This is a genomic window from Microbacterium sp. Y-01 (assembly GCF_003856715.1).
GTDB classification, from domain to species: domain Bacteria; phylum Actinomycetota; class Actinomycetes; order Actinomycetales; family Microbacteriaceae; genus Microbacterium; species Microbacterium algeriense.
This window is the reverse complement of the sequence record NZ_CP024170.1, coordinates 2,981,576-2,998,451: the sequence shown is the minus strand read 5'-3', so window position 1 is coordinate 2,998,451 and position 16,876 is coordinate 2,981,576. Positions and strand designations below refer to the sequence as shown.

The 16,876-nt window shown below is 71.8% G+C and carries 18 protein-coding genes and 1 other RNA gene; 16 read left to right on the top strand and 3 right to left on the bottom strand.

Features of this window, described 5'->3' with window-relative positions; translation table 11 throughout:
- The first annotated feature begins 27 nt into the window (after positions 1-27).
- From mpaB (CSX12_RS14315) to CSX12_RS14270, 13 genes are all read left to right on the top strand, one after another.
- A complete protein-coding gene (mpaB, locus tag CSX12_RS14315) occupies positions 28-1,101 on the top strand; it encodes a daptide biosynthesis RiPP recognition protein (protein WP_346773342.1) in 1,074 nt (357 codons plus the stop codon).
- Positions 1,101-2,147: a daptide biosynthesis RiPP recognition protein gene (mpaB, locus tag CSX12_RS14310; protein ID WP_124896230.1), complete on the top strand. Its 1,047-nt coding sequence runs from the start codon at positions 1,101-1,103 to the stop codon at positions 2,145-2,147. The genes mpaB (CSX12_RS14315) and mpaB (CSX12_RS14310) overlap by 1 nt, the downstream gene beginning before the upstream one ends.
- The gene (gene mpaD, locus CSX12_RS14305; RefSeq protein WP_124896229.1) at positions 2,144-3,403 is read left to right on the top strand and encodes a daptide-type RiPP biosynthesis aminotransferase; all 1,260 of its coding nucleotides are present in this window, start codon (positions 2,144-2,146) and stop codon (positions 3,401-3,403) included. The genes mpaB (CSX12_RS14310) and mpaD overlap by 4 nt, the downstream gene beginning before the upstream one ends.
- On the top strand, positions 3,400-4,590 hold the full coding sequence (mpaC, locus tag CSX12_RS14300; protein ID WP_124896228.1) for a daptide-type RiPP biosynthesis dehydogenase: 1,191 nt from the start codon (positions 3,400-3,402) through the stop codon (positions 4,588-4,590). Before mpaD ends, mpaC begins: the two co-directional genes overlap by 4 nt.
- Complete coding sequence (gene mpaA1, locus CSX12_RS18860; RefSeq protein ID WP_017201487.1) at positions 4,591-4,725, top strand: MpaA1 family daptide-type RiPP; 135 nt, start codon at positions 4,591-4,593, stop codon at positions 4,723-4,725.
- A gap of 43 nt (positions 4,726-4,768) precedes the next feature.
- Positions 4,769-4,894 carry an MpaA2 family daptide-type RiPP gene (gene mpaA2 / locus CSX12_RS18855; protein WP_017201486.1) on the top strand — a complete coding sequence of 42 codons (126 nt, stop codon included), beginning with the start codon at positions 4,769-4,771 and terminating at the stop codon, positions 4,892-4,894.
- A gap of 34 nt (positions 4,895-4,928) precedes the next feature.
- Positions 4,929-5,048, top strand: a complete 120-nt coding sequence (gene mpaA3, locus CSX12_RS18920; protein ID WP_017201485.1) for an MpaA3 family daptide-type RiPP — start codon at positions 4,929-4,931, stop codon at positions 5,046-5,048.
- A gap of 64 nt (positions 5,049-5,112) precedes the next feature.
- Complete coding sequence (gene mpaM / locus CSX12_RS14295) at positions 5,113-5,931, top strand: daptide-type RiPP biosynthesis methyltransferase (protein ID WP_241160471.1); 819 nt, start codon at positions 5,113-5,115, stop codon at positions 5,929-5,931.
- The gene (gene mpaP / locus CSX12_RS14290; RefSeq protein ID WP_124896227.1) at positions 5,928-7,610 is read left to right on the top strand and encodes a daptide biosynthesis intramembrane metalloprotease; all 1,683 of its coding nucleotides are present in this window, start codon (positions 5,928-5,930) and stop codon (positions 7,608-7,610) included. Before mpaM ends, mpaP begins: the two co-directional genes overlap by 4 nt.
- Positions 7,607-8,329 carry an ATP-binding cassette domain-containing protein gene (locus CSX12_RS14285; protein ID WP_017201483.1) on the top strand — a complete coding sequence of 241 codons (723 nt, stop codon included), beginning with the start codon at positions 7,607-7,609 and terminating at the stop codon, positions 8,327-8,329. The genes mpaP and CSX12_RS14285 overlap by 4 nt, the downstream gene beginning before the upstream one ends.
- Positions 8,326-9,054 carry an ABC transporter permease gene (locus tag CSX12_RS14280; protein WP_124896226.1) on the top strand — a complete coding sequence of 243 codons (729 nt, stop codon included), beginning with the start codon at positions 8,326-8,328 and terminating at the stop codon, positions 9,052-9,054. The genes CSX12_RS14285 and CSX12_RS14280 overlap by 4 nt, the downstream gene beginning before the upstream one ends.
- Positions 9,051-9,785 (top strand): hypothetical protein, encoded by a 735-nt coding sequence (locus CSX12_RS14275; RefSeq protein ID WP_124896225.1) that lies wholly within the window; start codon positions 9,051-9,053, stop codon positions 9,783-9,785. Before CSX12_RS14280 ends, CSX12_RS14275 begins: the two co-directional genes overlap by 4 nt.
- Before the next feature lie 75 nt (positions 9,786-9,860).
- The gene (locus CSX12_RS14270; RefSeq protein WP_124896224.1) at positions 9,861-10,751 is read left to right on the top strand and encodes a rhodanese-related sulfurtransferase; all 891 of its coding nucleotides are present in this window, start codon (positions 9,861-9,863) and stop codon (positions 10,749-10,751) included.
- A 25-nt stretch (positions 10,752-10,776) separates the two neighbouring features.
- Here the strand turns inward: CSX12_RS14270 and CSX12_RS14265 are convergent, their stop codons facing one another.
- From CSX12_RS14265 to CSX12_RS14255, 3 genes are read right to left on the bottom strand one after another with little or no spacing between them, the layout of a single operon-like run.
- Positions 10,777-13,068, bottom strand: a complete 2,292-nt coding sequence (locus tag CSX12_RS14265; RefSeq protein ID WP_124896223.1) for a DUF3488 and transglutaminase-like domain-containing protein — start codon at positions 13,066-13,068, stop codon at positions 10,777-10,779.
- On the bottom strand, positions 13,025-14,215 hold the full coding sequence (locus CSX12_RS14260) for a DUF58 domain-containing protein (protein ID WP_124896222.1): 1,191 nt from the start codon (positions 14,213-14,215) through the stop codon (positions 13,025-13,027). Before CSX12_RS14260 ends, CSX12_RS14265 begins: the two co-directional genes overlap by 44 nt.
- Before the next feature lie 11 nt (positions 14,216-14,226).
- Positions 14,227-15,216: a MoxR family ATPase gene (locus tag CSX12_RS14255; RefSeq protein ID WP_017201477.1), complete on the bottom strand. Its 990-nt coding sequence runs from the start codon at positions 15,214-15,216 to the stop codon at positions 14,227-14,229.
- 146 nt (positions 15,217-15,362) lie between these two features.
- Between CSX12_RS14255 and ffs the strand changes: the two genes are divergently transcribed.
- From ffs to CSX12_RS14240, 3 genes are all read left to right on the top strand, one after another.
- Positions 15,363-15,459, top strand: an RNA gene (gene ffs / locus CSX12_RS14250) — signal recognition particle sRNA small type.
- Positions 15,460-15,532: 73 nt separating this feature from the next.
- The gene (locus CSX12_RS14245; RefSeq protein WP_124896221.1) at positions 15,533-16,144 is read left to right on the top strand and encodes a rhomboid family intramembrane serine protease; all 612 of its coding nucleotides are present in this window, start codon (positions 15,533-15,535) and stop codon (positions 16,142-16,144) included.
- Positions 16,141-16,836 carry a hypothetical protein gene (locus CSX12_RS14240; RefSeq protein ID WP_124896220.1) on the top strand — a complete coding sequence of 232 codons (696 nt, stop codon included), beginning with the start codon at positions 16,141-16,143 and terminating at the stop codon, positions 16,834-16,836. Before CSX12_RS14245 ends, CSX12_RS14240 begins: the two co-directional genes overlap by 4 nt.
- The last annotated feature ends 40 nt before the right edge of the window (positions 16,837-16,876 follow it).

The following is a 16,876-nucleotide window of genomic DNA, read 5'->3' as shown; positions in this document are numbered from 1 at the left end:
TGGGTACACCAGGTCAGTGGGGGAAGCATGCAGGGGAGTTCGACGACGACATCACGGCGCTGCCCGCGTTCGGTGAGGGCGTTCGAGCAGTACGTGAGCGGTCGACGCGAGCTCGTCGCCGGGACGGTGTTCTTCCTCGAGTCCGGCGAGCATCTCGGCGACGTGCTCCGGGCGGCGAGGAGGAGAGACATCGTCCTCGCCCCGCCGGGTTCGGTCCGGCGCGGCGATGCCAACGTCATCGGCTACCGCGGGCGCTTCCGCGAGCCGGGCGATCGGCTGGTGCTCGACGGGCACCACGTCATCGAGCTGCAGGACTACGTCGCGGCGCCGTTCCTCTCGATCGTGGCGCGCACGGTGCTCCGACAGCGCAGCGCCGAAGGCGTGGCGGCCCTGCTCAGTGACGCGGACACCGCGCGCGACTACGGGATCTTCGTCGACCAGCTGCTCAGCCGCGCCGTGCTGCTGGAGTCCCGGATGTCCTTCACTCCGACCCCAGCAGCCGCCGGGACCGTGGTCCGCGTGCATGTGACGGCGGATGGAGAATATCGCGACGGTCCGGACGGACTGCTGCTCGGGCACGTCGGCGACGAGCGTGCGGAGATCGAAGCGGCAGCGGTCGCCGGTGCCGGGCGCGGAAGATCCTTCGCGCGGATCGTGGACCGCCGCGTCCTCGAAGCCGACCTCGACGACCGACCGTGGCTCGGACGGTACCTGGCTGCGCTCGATCTGCTGCGCGAGAGGCACGGCGGACCCGGACGCCCGACCGTCTCCGGCTTCGGCGGACACCTCGTCAGAGCCCTCGATGAGAGCGCCGCGTTCCCGATCGTCGTGTCGGCGGACGCGCCCTTCCTCGTGACCGGCGAGGGCGACGAGTACCTCGTCCTGGATCCGGTCGGCCATCGGCGCCTCCGGCTCGGGCTCGAGGCCGCACGCGCCGCCGAGTGCCTCATCGCGACGGAGGACGAATCGTCGGCCACGGCTCTGCTGGCGTTCGAGCTCGGCGTGCGACCGACCACCGTCGCTCCCACGATCCACGAGGTCCGGAACGCACTGTCCTCGGCCGGGTTCGACCTTCCGGCGGATGCGCGAGGAGCGGCCTGATGTCGGACGACGCGGACGTCGGGGGAGCGGACCTGCTCGGGGCGCGCGCACTCCGCGAGTGGCTCACCGGCGAGCGAGAGGCGTTCTCGCGGGTGTTCCTCGTCGAGAGCGGGGCGGCGGTCGAAGCCGTCCGGGAGGTGGTCGCACCCGACGACGTGATGCTGCTGCCGGCGAGCAGTCCGCCGGATGGAGGGCCCGCTGCCGTCGCCCGCTACACCGGCGAGCTGCGGGCGGTCGGCGACGAGCTCTTCTTCGGGGAGCGCGGCGTGGAGCTCCAGGACTACGTCGCCGCGGCCTTCGTGCAGATCATCGGTCCCACCGCCATCCGCTTCTTCGATGCCGCCGGCTGGCGCGCTTTCCTCGACGACGCCGACCTCGCTCGGCGGACCGGAGTGTTCCCCACGGCCCTGATCGACCCGCGGGTGCTCCTCGCCGACCGGAGCGCTTTGGAGAAGCCGGGAGAGGTGGTGACTCCGAGCGCCGTCCGGGTGGCGGCCGACGGCTCCGTGAGCGTCGGCGTGCAAGGGGAGGTGATCGGCACCGTCGACGACCTCAGCGCCGCGCTCGACACTCCTCTTCCGCGGTCCACGGCGCTGGGAGAGGTCGCACCGCGACACGAGGTCGCGGCCGAATCGGCGCGACTCGCCGGGATCAGGCGGTACCTCAGCGCGACCGACCTCATGAAGATGCTCCACCTCGTCAACGGTGACGCGCGGATCGCGGGCTTCGGCCGGGCGCCGATCGACGACCGGCTCGCCGACGCCGAACCCCTGACCGCCGACCCCTTCCTGCTCGACACCGCCGACGGTCTGATGCTCGCGGACACCGGGACTCTGCGCCGTCAGCTGCTCACGCCGCTCACCGCGACGGTCGTCGCGGCCACGCAGACGTCGAGCACGCTCGAGCTCGCAGCGCAGCGGCTCGCTCGGGAACTCGGGACGCCCGTCTCCCACGCGAGCGCCCTGTGCCTCGAGGCGGTCGCAGCCCTCGGCGTCCACTTCGGTGAACGAACGAGCGGCGATCCGACGACGGGGGTGAACGGGTGACGGGACCGCACGCGCTGTGGACGTCGATGCTCCCCGCCGACACCACGTTCTCGCCCTCCCAGGTCGCGGTCGCCGCCACCGGACATCGCATCGCGTTCGCCGACGGTTCCACGCGACTCTGCGCGACGAGCGGACTGTGGAACGTCCCCCTCGGGTTCGGGAACCCGGCGGTCGCGGAGGCGGTGAGCAAGGCCGCACGCGACGCGTCGTACCTCTCCCTGTTCCGCGCGCCGCATCGACAGGCGGAGGAGGCAGCTGACGCGCTCATCGACCTCGCGAACCCCGAGAGGTACGCCCGCGTCGTGTTCTCCACGTCGGGAGGGGCGGCGAACGACGCCGCCATGAAGCTCGCGAGGCAGTACTGGGCGCAGCACGGAACGGCATCCCGCTCGCTCATCGTGGGTCTGCGCGGGAGCTATCACGGCACGATGTACGGCAGTCATGCGCTCAGCGGCGATGATCTGCTCCAGTCCGCGTACGCGGTGGACCGCCGATCCGTGCGCCATGTGGCGCACGACGACGACGGGGAAGAGCTGTCGGCGCTGCTGCAGCGCGAAGGCGACAGGGTCGCCGCGGTCGTGGTGGAGCCGGTCCTCGGCACGGGCGCGCACGCGCTCGCCCACGCGTTCATCCGTCGACTGCTCGCCCTGCGGGAGCACTACGGCTTCCTGCTCGTGGCGGACGAGGTCGCCACGGGGTTCGGTCGCACCGGGAGGATGTTCGCGACGGACGACTGGGCGGCCGCCCCGGACGTGCTCATCCTGTCGAAGGCGCTGACGAACGGCGCCATGGGCGCCGCCGCGCTTCTGGTGGGCCCGCGCATCGCCTCCGCCTTCGTGCGCGGCGGGTGGACCTTCGTGCACGGCGAGACCCAGGCGGGGACGCCGGCGTGCGTCGCGGCCATCCTCGCGGTGATCGCCGAGCTGCACCGCATCGAGGTCGAGTCGACCACGCAGGCGCTGGCGGCGGAGCTGCTCCGGCTCGCGATGCGGTGGAAGGCGGAAGGCGTGGTCACGGAGGTGACGGGAAGCGGCTGCTTCCTCGGCCTGGGGCTGCGCGCGGCGGACGGAAGTCCGCTCTCGGGCTTGCACGTCCTGCAGATCGTCTCGGCCATCGCGGACGACGGCGTGCTGGTGCATCCCGGTCCCAGCTCCATCGAGCTGATCCCCGGGTACGGGTTCGCCCGGGAGGACCCTCTCGAAACGGACAGGGCGGTGCGGGCCGGGCTGGCGCGGATCCGGGAGGTGACCGCATGACCGGGGACTTCCGCGGTCGGGTCCCGACGCTGTGGCACGGCCGGGGCATCGCACGGCAGACGACCACGCGCCTCACGGCGGGACGCGACACCCTCGTGTTCGCGGATTCGGCGGTGGCGCCCTCCTTCCTCGTCGGGCCGCCGGCGCGGACCATGCTGGTCGAGGCGCGCGCGGTCGATGTCGCGGTCGTCCAGGCGATGGCGCGGGAGATCAGCCGCCGCCCTCCGCACACGATCGTGGCCTTCGGTGGAGGGACGGTGCTCGACGCCAGCAAGATCGCCGCGCTCGCGCTCGCCCGGGGGCGGGTGTTCGACTACGCGATCGGGCACGCGGCGAAGGCGGCCCTGACGTTGCTGCCCGATGCGCCGCCTCCCGTCGACATCGTCGCCGTCCCGACCACGCTCGGCACCTCGTCGGAGACGAACAGCGTGGCCGTTCTCCAGAACGAGCACGGCTACCGGCTCCTCGTCGGGCGCGCGCTGAGGCCGCGCCATGCCGTCCTCGATCCGTGCAACCTGGCGACGCTCTCGTCCGCCTCGGTCAGAGAGGGGGCGCTGGAGGCGCTCCTGCGTCTGGCCGGCGCCTCGACGAGCCCGCGCGGGGACAGCAGGGGGAGCAGAGACGCGTCCGCCCTCGGCGCGGCGCTCCTCACGGCGGTCGCGCAGGGCACCGCATCCGCCGCCGCGCGATTGCGCCTCGCGCGGCTGAGCGCGGCCACCCAGCGCACGGCGGCGCTGCGGGGGAAAGATCCGTACAGTGCCCGCCATTGGTACGTCGCGAACGAGGTGGCGTTCCGGCTGGGGGTGCGCAAGATGGTCGCCACGGCGGCGGTGATCGCCGCGGTATGGGACCGGATCGGCGCAGGAGACCCGCGCTGGGGAGACCGCGCGAGTCTCCACGGATTCTGGTCGCACGTCGCGGCAGCGGCGGCGCTGCCCGACGACCCGTCCGCCGGCATCGCCGCGCTCATCGACCGCTGGGCGATCCCGCGCCCGCCGCGCCCGCCGGATTCCGAGATCCGCCGCATCTCCGCCGCCATCGAGACGTCGTGGGGGCACCGCCGGCCGATGCTCCCCGGCCTCGTCGAAGAGGACTTCCGAGATGTGCTCCGCGATTCCCGCTGGAGTGCACCGTCGGTCGGTGAAGATCACCGGCCCCCGATGTTCCGGAGGGAGGAGGTGAAGTGAATGAACGAACCCGCAGAGAAGCGGATCCGGTTCCAGGAGCTGGACGCGATGGAGGCACCCAGCTGGGACAGCTTCTACAAGGGCGTGATCGGCGCGCTGGTTCTCATCGGAATCGGCGCGGCTGCCGCGACGTGATCGCCTCGAAGGAGAGGAGATCGAGACCGGAAAGGAGGTAAGCATGCACGCTGCAATGCCGACGCTCGAGTTCACCGAGCTCGAGGCCATGGATGCGTTGAACGACACCGATGACTACATGCGGGGCTTCGCCTTGGGCGTCATCATCGGAATTCTCGCTCTGACCTAGAAGACCGTCCGCAGACCTGACAAGGAGGTGCAGATTGCAGACGACATCACTGGAGTTCCTGGAACTCGAACAGATCGACGCCCCACTCGAATGGTGGGAGCACGCGAGCTACATCATCGCCATCATCGGCGGGGTGGCAGCGATCGCGACCTGACCGAGGGTGCGGGCGGGCCACCCGCCCGCACTCCTCTTCCTTCCATCGAGAGGCGATGCCGGAAATGCCAGCTTTGATCACCGACGCCGTGGCGGCGCGGCTCGACGGTGTCGGCGCGGTCGCGCAGGAGCAGGATCTGTATGCCGGATCCGGGACGGACTTCTACGAACGCCTGGTCGGTCCTGATCGCGCCGAGATCCGCGAGGTGCTGGCGCTCGCGAGAGCAGCCGCCGGTCCCGTGCTCGACGTCGCCGCAGGCAGCGGCAGACTGACGATCCCGCTGGTGCGAGCCGGCAAGCGGGTCACCGCGATCGACATCTCCGATGACATGCTCGCCCACCTGCGCCGCGCACTGCCCGGCGATTCCCGGCTGGAATGCGTCGTGGCGGACATGCGCGACTTCACCCTGGAGAGTCGCTACGGGCTCGTGGTCCTCGGGGCGACGTCCATCACGCTGCTCGACCGCACGGAGAGGTCGCGTCTCTACGCGAGCGTGCGGCGCCACCTCGCCCCCGCCGGCGTCTTCGCCCTGACGGTGGCCGGAGGGTCCGCCGCGGAGAGCCTTGCAACGGACTGGGAGCTGGAGATCACGGTTCCCGGCCCGCTCGGCGAGGAGAGCTACGTCTTCGCGCAGCAGATCGAGGCCGCGGGCTCGGTGCGCCTGGTCAACTGGGTCCGCGTCGCCGACATCGTCGCCGGAGCCACCGTGCCGGTGCTCACGAGTCGCCTGCACGTGCTCGACCACGAGACTCTCGCGCGCGAACTCGTCGAGGCCGGGTTCACCGAACCCACGGTCTCTCCCGTACGCACGCACCCGGGCGCGGAGATCCTCCTCCTCACGACGGGCCGCGTGGGATCCGGAGAAGCGGGAGGACGACGATGACCCCGCTGCGCTCCGCCCGGCGACGGCCCTCGGGTGCGACGGCACCGCTCACCGCCGACACCTGCCCGCTCCTCGCCTCCGAGGTCGTGTTCGAGAAAGCCGGGGAGGGAGAGGTCTGGATCGCTCTGGTCCACGGCGTGCCCTCGTCGCGGGTCTCGCGGACGGTCGTCGAGCTGCTCACCGCGATGGACGGCAGAACGACGCTGCACGTGCTGCATCGGCGCTTCGCCGCGTCCGAGTCGGCGGAGAGCTTCCTGCAGCTGGTCGGACGCTTCCGCGACAGCGGTCTCCTGGAAGGCGCAGCGAAGCCGCCACCGGGCCGAGTGAGCTACCGGCCTCCGTTCACCCTGCAGCTCGCGACGCTGCGTGCGCCGGCCCTCTTCGGCCGTCTCGACCGGCTGATCGTGCCGCTCCCGCCACGAGTCCTCCTGGTGTCCGCCGCCGTCGTGCTCGGCTCGGGATGTCTTGCGGCGATCCTGCAAGCGGAGGAGCTGTGGGAGGTCGTCACCCGGCCCCTGCCGCTGAGCGGCTTCGTGGTCCTCGTCGCGGCGCTCTCGCTCACGACCCTGCTCCACGAGAGCGCCCACGGGCTCGCCCTCACGAGGTTCGGGGGCCGGCCTCGCCGTGCGGGATTCATGCTCTTCTATCTGACCCCCGCGTTCTTCGTCGACGTCACGGACGGCTGGCGGCTGTCCGACCGCAGACAGCGCGTGGCCGTGGCGCTCGCCGGACCAGCGGTGCACGCGCTCGTGGCGGCGATCGCGCTCGTCGGCGCGCTCGCCGTGCCGCAACCGGCGGTGCGCCAGACGCTGCAGCTCCTCGCGCTCTCCTGCGCCGTCATCGTCCTGCTCAACCTGATCCCGTTCGTGCGGTTCGACGGGTACATCGCTCTGATGAGCGCGCTGGACGAGCCGAACCTCCGGGGGAGGACCATCCGCGACGGAGCGGACTCCCTGAGCCGGCTCCTGTTCGGCGGGCCGCGGCGGAGCAGAAGCCTGCCGGTGTGGTGGAGCGTGCCGTTCGGCCTCGCCAGCCTGATCGCCCCGGCCGTGCTCGTGCTGTTCGCCGTCGCACGCACCGTCCAGGCGCTCGCCGGAGGTGGACCCGTGCTGGGGCTGTTCGTGGTCGCGCTGGAAGCTGTGGTGCTCGCGGCCGGGGTCGTGCTGCTCGCGCGTGCCCTGCGCCGAGTGCTCCGATCGGGCGTGTCCCGGCTCCGGTTCCTCTCCGTGTGCGCGCTGCTGGTCGCGGGCGGCGTCGCCGCCGGGGTCCTCATCCCCGTGCCGGCCACGGCGTCGTACGGCTTCTCCGTCGAGGAGGACGGAGTGGTTCTCGTGCGTGCGGACGGAGAGGGGCCGGGCGCCGTGCCGGACGGCGCCCGCGTGGTCCTGCTCAGCCGGGGCATCCTCGCGAACGAGGAACTCGGGAAGGGGCGGACCCGGCACCGGCGCGCGGAGCGGACGACGGTCCCGCTCGACGCGCTCTTCCCGGTGCGGGCCGACGACCTGTCGGTTCCCGCCGTGATCGTCGCCGGAGTGGACGTCTTCGGGGGGCGCGAGATGCTGCCGCCGACGGGGCTGGCGCGCGTCGACATCGGTGTGAAGAACCTGTGGCAGACGCTCTGGGCGGTGGGCGTGGTCGCGCCGTTGTCGCCGCTGCGGAGTGCGGAGAGGAAGGGATGACCATGAACCAGGACGCGATCGAGGTCCGAGGACTCACGAAGAGGTTCGGCCGTCGGACAGCGGTCGAGGATCTGTCGTTCGGCGTGGCGCGGGGGTCGATCGTCGGCCTCCTCGGGCCGAACGGCGCGGGCAAGTCGACGACGCTCCGAGCCATCGTCGGCCTGCTCAGGCCGACGGCCGGAGACTGCCTCATCGACGGCGCCCCGTTCTCCGCCCTGGAGAACCCCGCGACGCACGTCGGCGTGCACATGGACGGCTTCGGCTTCGAGACGGGCATCACCGCCCGACGGCACCTGGAGATCATCCGGCTCGCGGCGGGAGCGCCGCCAGGACGCGTCGACGAGGTGCTCGAGGAGGTGGGGCTCGCCGACGATGCCGGCCGTCGCGTGAAGGCCTTCTCGACGGGGATGGCTCAGCGGCTCGGGCTGGCCGCCGCGCTCATCGGCTCCCCTCGCACCCTGATCCTCGACGAACCGGCGAACGGGCTGGATCCCGACGGCATCCGCTGGTTGCGCCGATTCCTCCGCGGGTTCGTCGAGCGCGGCGGCACCGTGCTGGTCTCCAGCCATCAGCTCGCCGAGCTGGAGCAGGTGGTGGACGAGGTGATCGTCATCAAGCGCCGCGCGCTCTTCGCCGGACGCCTCGACGATCTCATCCGGAACGATGTCGACTCGCTGGAGAGCCGGTACTTCGACCTCGTGGAAGGGGCGCAGGCATGAGGGGCGTGATCCACAGCGAGGTGCTGCGGTCGGTGAGCGGGCCCTCGGTTCTGGCCGTGTACCTGGTCGCCGTCCTCATGCCCGCTTTCGTGCTCTTCTCGGACGGCTCGCGCTTCGACCTCGCCGGCCTCGACCCCGCGGTGGCGACCGCGCGTCTGCTGGAGCCGCTCGCGTGGTCCGTCATCTCCGCCGCGTTCGTCGGCTCCTACGCGGTGACCCGCGAGTACTACTACGGATCGATGGACCGCACCCTCGCCGGAGTCGGCTTCGCCCGCGCGTTCGCGGGGAAGCTCGTGGCCGGTGCGCTGATCGCGGTCGCCCTGTCGATCGGCGTCTTCGCACTGTGGACGGCCGGAGTGTCGGTCTACCTGGCCCACGAAGGTCTGGCCCTCGCCCTCACCCCGGAGGCCTGGCGCACTTACGCGGGCGCCGTGGCCGGAGCCGTTCTGGGGGCGCTCATCGGCGGGGCCATCGGCTGGATCACCCGGAACTACTATGCGACGGCGATCATCGTCCTCGTGTTTCCGATGGCCTTGGAGTTCGCGCTGCTGCGGACCGCGCCCGAGGTCGCGAAGTTCTCACCGGGGATGGTGATCGCGGCGCTGAGCGTTCCCGGATATCAGGATCGGCTGCTCGCGTTCGCCGCGGCCCTCGGGCTGGGCCTCGCGTGGACGGCGGCTCTGGTGGCCATCGCCTGGGTCCGCGGTCGCCGGAGCGTCGCGTGATCCGTCGGGCACTGCGCGCGCAAGCGCGTGGCGTCGCGGGGGACGTGGTGCTGCTCGGGGTGGCGGTGGCGGCGTTCGTGATGTCGCTGTCGCTGGCCACGAGCATCCCGCCCGAGTTCGCCGACGCCCCGGCGGGCATCCGCCGAGAACTCACGGCGCCGTTCAGCACCGTGCTCGCGACCTACGGGGCCGTTCTCGCCGCCGTGTACGGCTCATTCCGCTACACGATCGATCGCCGCGACGGCGTCGTCGCCCAACGGCTGATGCTGCAGTCCCGGTGGGCGATGTTCCTCGTCCGGCTGCCTACATCGGCGTTCGGCGGAGCAGTCGTGGCGTTCGCCGCCGTGATCGGCGGCCACACGGCGCTGCTCGTCGCGATGGGCGGCATCCCGGTGGACGGGCCTTCGGTCGGCTCCACCGTCGCGCTCGGCGCCGTCGCAGGACTCTGGGGGATGGGGGTGGGTGTCGTCGTGCAGGCGCACCTCGCGGCTCTCTTCATCGCCTCCCTGTCGATGGGCGCGGCGATGCTCGTCGCGATGTTCTGGAGTGCCGGCGCCGTCTACCTCCCGCTGCTCGCCATGCTGGAGACGTTCCGCTTCGATGTGACCGCCGTGGGGATCACGCCGTCCGACGGGCTGGACGCCGGGCCGGCGGTCCTGGTCTCTGCCGGCTGGGTGCTGCTCGTGCTCGGCGCCGGCGCCCTCTCGTTCCTCCGCCGCGATGTGACGTAGAGCGCGGACGGCGACAGCGGATGCCGAGGGGCGAGCACGGTCCGTCCGGTCAGACTGCCGACGTAGGATTCCTGGGTGGCAACACCCAAGATCGTCCTCTTCTACGCGTTCACCCCTCTCGCCGATCCGGAGGCCGTCCGCGTCTGGCAGCGTGACCTCGGCCAGGCTCTCGGCCTGCGCGGGCGTCTGCTCATCTCGAAGGACGGCATCAACGGCACGCTCGGTGGCGATATCGGCGTGCTCAAGAAGTGGGCGCGTTCCTTCCGCTCGTACGCCCCGTTCGCGGATGCCGACATCAAGTGGAGCGAGGGAACCGGACTGGACGCCGAGGGACGCAGCCTCGACTTCCCGAAGCTCAGCGTGAAGGTCCGCGACGAGATCGTGTCGTTCGGAGCGCCGGGGGAACTGCGGGTCGATGAGCACGGCGTGGTGGGCGGAGGCACGCGGCTGACACCCGAGGAGCTGCACGAGCTCGTGGACGCCCGCGGAGACGAGGTCGTGTTCTTCGACGGCCGCAATGCCCTGGAGGCTCAGATCGGCCGCTTCCGCGGGGCGGTGGTGCCCGACACCGAGACGACCAGGGACTTCGTCCGTCTTCTCGACTCCGGCGCCTACGACGACCTCAAGGGCAAGCCCGTGGTCACCTACTGCACCGGCGGGATCCGTTGCGAGGTGCTGTCGAGCCTGATGACCGCCCGCGGCTTCGGCGAGGTGTACCAGCTGGAGGGCGGCATCGTCCGGTACGGCGAGAAGTACGGCGACGACGGCCTGTGGGACGGCTCGCTGTACGTGTTCGACCGGCGCGGCTCGGTGGACTTCTCCGACCATGCCCGCGTGATCGGGGAGTGCGTCGGGTGCGGGGCGCCGACGAAGCGGACCGCGAACTGTCCTGATCCGTCCTGCCGCACGCAGTTCGTCGTGTGCGAGGACTGCGAGTCGGTGCGCTGCGCGGAGCACGCCGCCTGAGCGGGCGGCGCCGCCCGGGTCTCCGTCACACAGCCACGCCGGGCTCGGCAGCCCGCGTCGCATACAGCGACCGCGGCAGCACCGCGGCGCGGAACCGCGTCGGGCCGTCCACGCTCCGCCGCAGGCCGATGAGCACCTCGCGCAGAGGTTCGGCCAGATCGTCGTCGACCGTGCCGGAACGCGCGTAGTTCGCTTGTTCGACCGCGTCGGTCAGCCGCCGCAGCGCCCGCGGATCCGCACCGGAATCCCGCACCAACCCCGCAGCACGGACCCTCGGGGTGTCCGCATCCGACACGGGGATGCGCAGATCGATCAGGGTGTCGCGGAGCTCCACCCAGGCGGCGGCCGGATCCCCGCGGCGGGAGCGCGCGATCCGACGGCTGCGCTCGACGAAGCGGAGGAGGGCGGGGATCAGGAGGATCACCACCGCGCCGAGCGCGGTGAGCAGCACCGGCATCGGGTCCAGGCGGCGCAGCTCCTCGCCGCTCGCGGAGTCGCCGCCGGCGTCGCTGCGGTCGATCTCCGGCCCCGACGTCTCCTCGGTCTGCGGCGCCGTCGTGGGGGCGGGGGTGGACGGACCGCCGGGACCGCCGCCCTGCGCCACGGCGGCGCGGAATGCGGTGGGAACGCCGAGGGACGCGGTGGGTTCGAACGGGACCCACCCGACACCGGGGAACAGCACCTCCGGCCAGGAGTGCAGCTGATCGCTGGTCACCGAGAACACGGACTCGCTGCCGCGCTTCTCATCCGTCAGCGAACCGGGGAGGTATCCGACGACGATGCGGACCTGCATGTCCAGGCTCTCCGCCATCAGCGCGAACGCTCCGGCGAAGTGCACGCAGTACCCGGAACGCTCCTCGAGGAAGCGGGCCACCGCTTCGGCGCCCGTGCCGTCGAAGCCCTCTTCGACCGGCGTCTCCAGGGAGTACGCGAACTGCGCGCGGAACCAGTTCTGCAGGACCACGAGGCGGTCGTAGTCCGTGTCCTCGTCCGCCGTCACGTCGGCGGCCAGCTCGGCGATGATCCCCGGAAGCTCGACCGGCTCGGCGTCCGGATCGGCGGCGGGCGGAGCGGCATCGATCGCGCGGATCTGCTCGAGCGTGGGGATGGGGCGCGAGGCCGTGACGGTGTAGTCGTTGCCGACGGCGTCCGCGCTGCGGGAGAACAGCGTCCGATTGTCGGGGGAGACCCGCCACGATCCGCTGAGACCCTGCACGGCTGTGGCCGGGTAGGGGACCGGGAGCCAGGAGCTCGACATCCGCAGGATCCGCACCGACGTGTTCTGCTCCTCGGTCGGGATGTCCTCGCCCCACTCCGGTGCACCGAATCCGTCCTGCTGCGACTGGAGATCGCCCTCGTCCGGATGCCAGACGCGGCCGTCGAAACGGGAGAGTGTCGTGAGCCGCAGGTAGGGGGCGGTCTCTCCCTCGGTGGCGACCGTCAGCACCTCGACGGGGTTCGGCTGGCGCAGATCGTCGCCGAGACGCAGCGACGCGTCCACCGTCACGCCCACGCCGCTCCCGGCAAGACTGGTGCTCAGCGGCAGGACCGGCGCGATGGCCACCGTCGCCGCCAGCGCGGCGGCGCCGACACCCAGCGCGAGAGAGGTCGACGAGCGGAGCGGCGCCTCCGGATGCCGACGAGCGGTGAATCGGAACACCAGCAGGGCGACGACGCCGAACAGCACGAACCAGACGACGTTGGTGTCGCCGAGCGTGATGATCATCGGCACGGCTCCGACCGCACCCATGAGCAACACGGCGAGCACCGCGGAGCGATGGGCCACGAGCTGATCGAGCAGGATCGCGACGACCGCGAAACCGGCGCCCATGGCGGCCGCCAGGGCGGGTGAGGGGTCCAACGGGGCGGATCCGAACACGACCGCCTCCCAGGCCGCGGGTGCGAGCGTGCCGAGCAGCGCCGCCGTCGTCGACGTGGGGATGAACCCGAGGACGGCGGTGTCTCCGGCGATGAGCTGGGTCAGGACCGCGACGGCGATGAGGACCTGCGCGGCGAACGCACCCAGATCGCGGAGCACCTCGCCGTGTCGGCGCAACAGCCACCGGGCGAGCATCCCGGTGCCGGCGACGGCGAGGACGACGACGAGGACGGTGAACGACCACGCGCCCGGGGCGATGACCGAGGTGTACGGCCACACCGCGACGAGCGCGGAGACCGCTGCCAGGGCTCCGGGTGCGACGACCCCGGTCGGATCCTCGTGGTCCCGGTGCCACCGCGGCGGCGTCCGCGGCGGTGCGGACGCCGGGAGACGCTCAGCCCGGAACATCGCCGGCCCCCGTCCGTGCGGAGACCGCATCCGCCCACGCCTCCGCGATGTCGGGCCCCAGCGGCGTCACGGTCCATCCGTGCCGGACGGAGGCCTCGCCGGCGCCGGGCAGCAGCCCGGTGCTGAAGAGCATCGCCGCGGCCGCCCCTGCCGGTCGCAAAAGGGCGGCGTCCTCCTCGTCGAGGCTTCCGGTGATGTAGACGAGCGGTCCGGGTGGCGTCCCGCCGATCAGCGTCGCGAGGTCCCTGCTCTCTCCGCGCGGAGTCACCATCGCCAGGGCGACGAGCAGACCGTCGCGGTCGTCCTCATGACCGCGCAGCGCTCCGAGCAGGACGCCCGCGCTGTCGACCACGTCGACGCTGTAGCCCTCGGCGGCGAGATGCACGGCCGACGACGCGCACAGCGACACGGCGGCCTCGAACGCGGGGTCCGGCTCGGCCCCCGGGGCGTCCCATCGACGGCTGCTCCGGTCGAGCACGACCACGGCGTCGGGGCTCGACTCCTCCTCTTCCTGACGCACCATCAGCTGACCGCGGTGCGCGGTGGCCCGCCAGTGGATGCGGCGCATCGAATCGCCCGGGATGTACCCGCGCGGCGAGAGGTTGTCGCTGCCCTGCCCGAGGCGGGTCGAGGACGTGTGGGCGGTGCCGCCGGCCGCTCCCACCCGCACGGCCAGGGGTGCGAGGGACAGGACCTCCGGCACGACCGTGATGCTCCTGGTCTCGCCGAAGGACTGCTCCCGCTGGGCGAGTCCGAACGGGTCGACCGTGCGCAGCATCAGCGGACCGAGGGGCCACACGCCACGGCGCACACCGGTGATCGCGTAGTTGAGCTGGCCGGACTCCGGCGGGTACTCGCCGCCGGAGTCGCCGCTGACCGCATCGGGCAGCACGTCGTGCCAGAGGCCGCGCGGGATGCGCAGCGAGCGCAGCGTGAACCGGACGGTCACCCGAGAGGTCTCCGACACCGTCAGCAGATCGGTCGAGATCTGCCGTGTGACGGTCCCCGAGCGGCGCGGGAGCCGGACCGCGAGGAGCGACAGGAGCGTGAGCACGGCCAGCAGCACGCCGATGTAGAGCAGGATCCGGGCTCCCGCCACGTTGGCCGCGATCAGGCAGCCCAGTGCCGCGATGAGCGCGCCGGCTCCGCGAGCGGTGAGGGATCGGCGGGTGCGCATGGCGGGCTCGGTCAGGATCGCGTCGCGACGGGCACGCGCACCCGTTCCACGATCTGGGTCAGTGCGGCCTCCACCGGCTGCGCCCCCGCACGGTGCGCGCCCCGCGCCGGGAGCAGGCGGTGGGCGAAGACCGGGATGAGCAGCGCGGTGAGGTCATCCGGGATGACGTAGTCGCGGCCGTCGAGCGCCGCCCACACCTTCGCGGCCCTGACCAGCTGCAGCGTGGCGCGCGGGCTCGCGCCGAGGTGCAGGTTCGGGTCGGAGCGGGTGGCCTGGGCGAGGGCGACGGCGTACTCCTCGAGCGCCGGAGCGACATGGACGGCGCGCGCCCAAGCGATCAGCTGCGCGATCGAGGTCGCGTCCGCGACCGGAGCGACCGCGGCGAGCGGATTCACCACGTCCCGCTGGCGGAGCATCAGAGCCTCGGCGGCGGCATCCGGGTAGCCCATCGAGATCCGCATCATGAACCGGTCCCGCTGCGCCTCCGGGAGGGCGTACGTGCCCTCCATCTCCAGAGGGTTCTGGGTGGCGACGACGAGGAACGGGTCGGGCAGCGGGTGCGTCGCTCCGTCGACCGTGACCTGGCCCTCCTCCATGGCCTCGAGCAGGGCCGACTGCGTCTTCGGCGACGAGCGGTTGATCTCGTCGGCGATCACGATGTGCGCGAACACCGCACCGCGCTTGAACTCGAACTCGCGGTCGACCGGGTTGTAGACGGAGACGCCGGTCACGTCGCCCGGAAGCAGGTCGGGCGTGAACTGGATCCGGCGCACGGTCGCGTCGACGCTGGCGGCGAGAGCGCGGGCGAGCATCGTCTTGCCCACCCCGGGGACGTCCTCGATCAGCAGGTGACCCTCGGCCAGCAGACAGACGAGAGCGCTGCGCACGGCATCGGGCTTGCCGTCGATGACCTGGCCGATCGAGGAGAGGATCGCGGAGGTCTGCGCGGCGAAGCGCTCGGCGTCGATCGTCACCGGGGTCAGGGGGGAGTTCTCTGGCATGCGTTCCCTCTCGCGTCGGCGCTGCGATGCGCGTCCCTCGATCGTAACCCTGTCGCAGGACGCGCTGGGCTGGCAGATCTCCCTGAGATCGGACGCTCCCGGCGGTGACCGGATTCGAACCGGCGCGCGCATCGGGTTAGGATGGTCACGGCTCTCCGCGTGGCGGCATCCAGGCCAATTCCCCCAGGGCGGAAACGCAGCAAGGGTAACCGGGCTCTGCTGGGTGCGCGGAGGGTCATTTTCTTCTCCGGCGGGTCGGTGCGGTGAGAGCACCCGCACACAGTCCCCTCCTGGTCGGACCTGCGACAATCGTCCGGTGACCGTCGCCCCGCCCCCGAAGCCGCAGCACCCGCTGGGCCGATTCGCCTCTCCGGTGCTGCTGGTCGTCGCGATGTGGGTCGTGCAGCTCGCGGACGCCGTCCTGCCCGGCTCGTTCACCGGCTTCGGACTGCGGTCATGGGATGTCGCCGGGTTGGGCGGCATCGTGCTGGGTCCGCTGCTGCACGCGAGCTGGGCCCACCTCATCGCGAACTCGGTGCCCCTCCTCGTGCTCGGATGTCTGGTCGCAGTCGAGGGGACGCGGCGGTTCTGGGCCGTCACGGCCGTCGTCGCGGTCGTCGGCGGCCTCGGCACCTGGGTGGTCAACGCACCGGGCACGCTGACGGTCGGGGCCTCCGGGCTCGTGTTCGGCTACTTCGGCTACGTCGTGATGCGCGTGTTCGCCCCGGGACGTGTGGCGCACCGCATCCTGTACGCGGTGATCGCGCTCATCGTCATCGCGGTGTACGGCGGCTCCATGCTGGCCGGGGTGGTCGGCGTCGCCGACGGCGTCTCCTGGCAGGCGCATCTGTTCGGCGCCATCGGGGGTGCTGCGGCCGCGCTCGCCGGCCGGCGTCCTCGCGCGGACCGCGGAGCGCTGCGGGTATGAGCGCCGCGCGCACGCCGGCCAGGGCGAAGCGCAAGCCAGCGGGCACGCGGCCGACGTCGCGACGGAAGCCCGCGGCGCGCCGGAGGAAGCCGACCAGGCGGCAGGCGGCCATCCGTGCGCGGCGGCAGCGGATCCTGCAGCGCCTCCTGCTGTCGGCGGGAGCCCTCGTGGCGGTCGTCGGTCTCTTCGTGCTCATCCCGCTGAGCCTGGCGCGCGACCCCGCGCCGATCTGCATCGACGACCCGCGCACCTTCCCCGCCGCGGGTGTCGAGGGATGGAGCGGCGAGCAGCTCGAGAACGCGGCGACCATCGTGCGCACCGCCGCCGCGATGGGCTTCCCTCGTGACGGGCAGATCCTCGGGGTCATGACGGCGATGGGGGAGAGCAGCCTCCGGAACATCGACTACGGCGACTGGGAGACCCGCGGGTTCACCAACCCCGACGGCTCCCGCACCAGCAGCATCGGTCTGTTCCAGCAGCAGGACTGGTGGGGCACCGTCGAGCAGCGGATGGATCCGGCGACCTCGGCGACGCTGTTCTTCGACCGCCTGGGCCGGCTGCCCGACTGGCAGGCGATGGACCCGTCGCATGCGATCCACCGGGTGCAGGTGAACACCGACCGCGACTACTACGCGCGCTTCCAGGCGGATGCGACGGCCGTGGTCGACGCGCTGTCCGGTCCCTGCACCTGACGCCGCAATTGTCACGGGGACGAGCCTCCCTCCCGGCCGG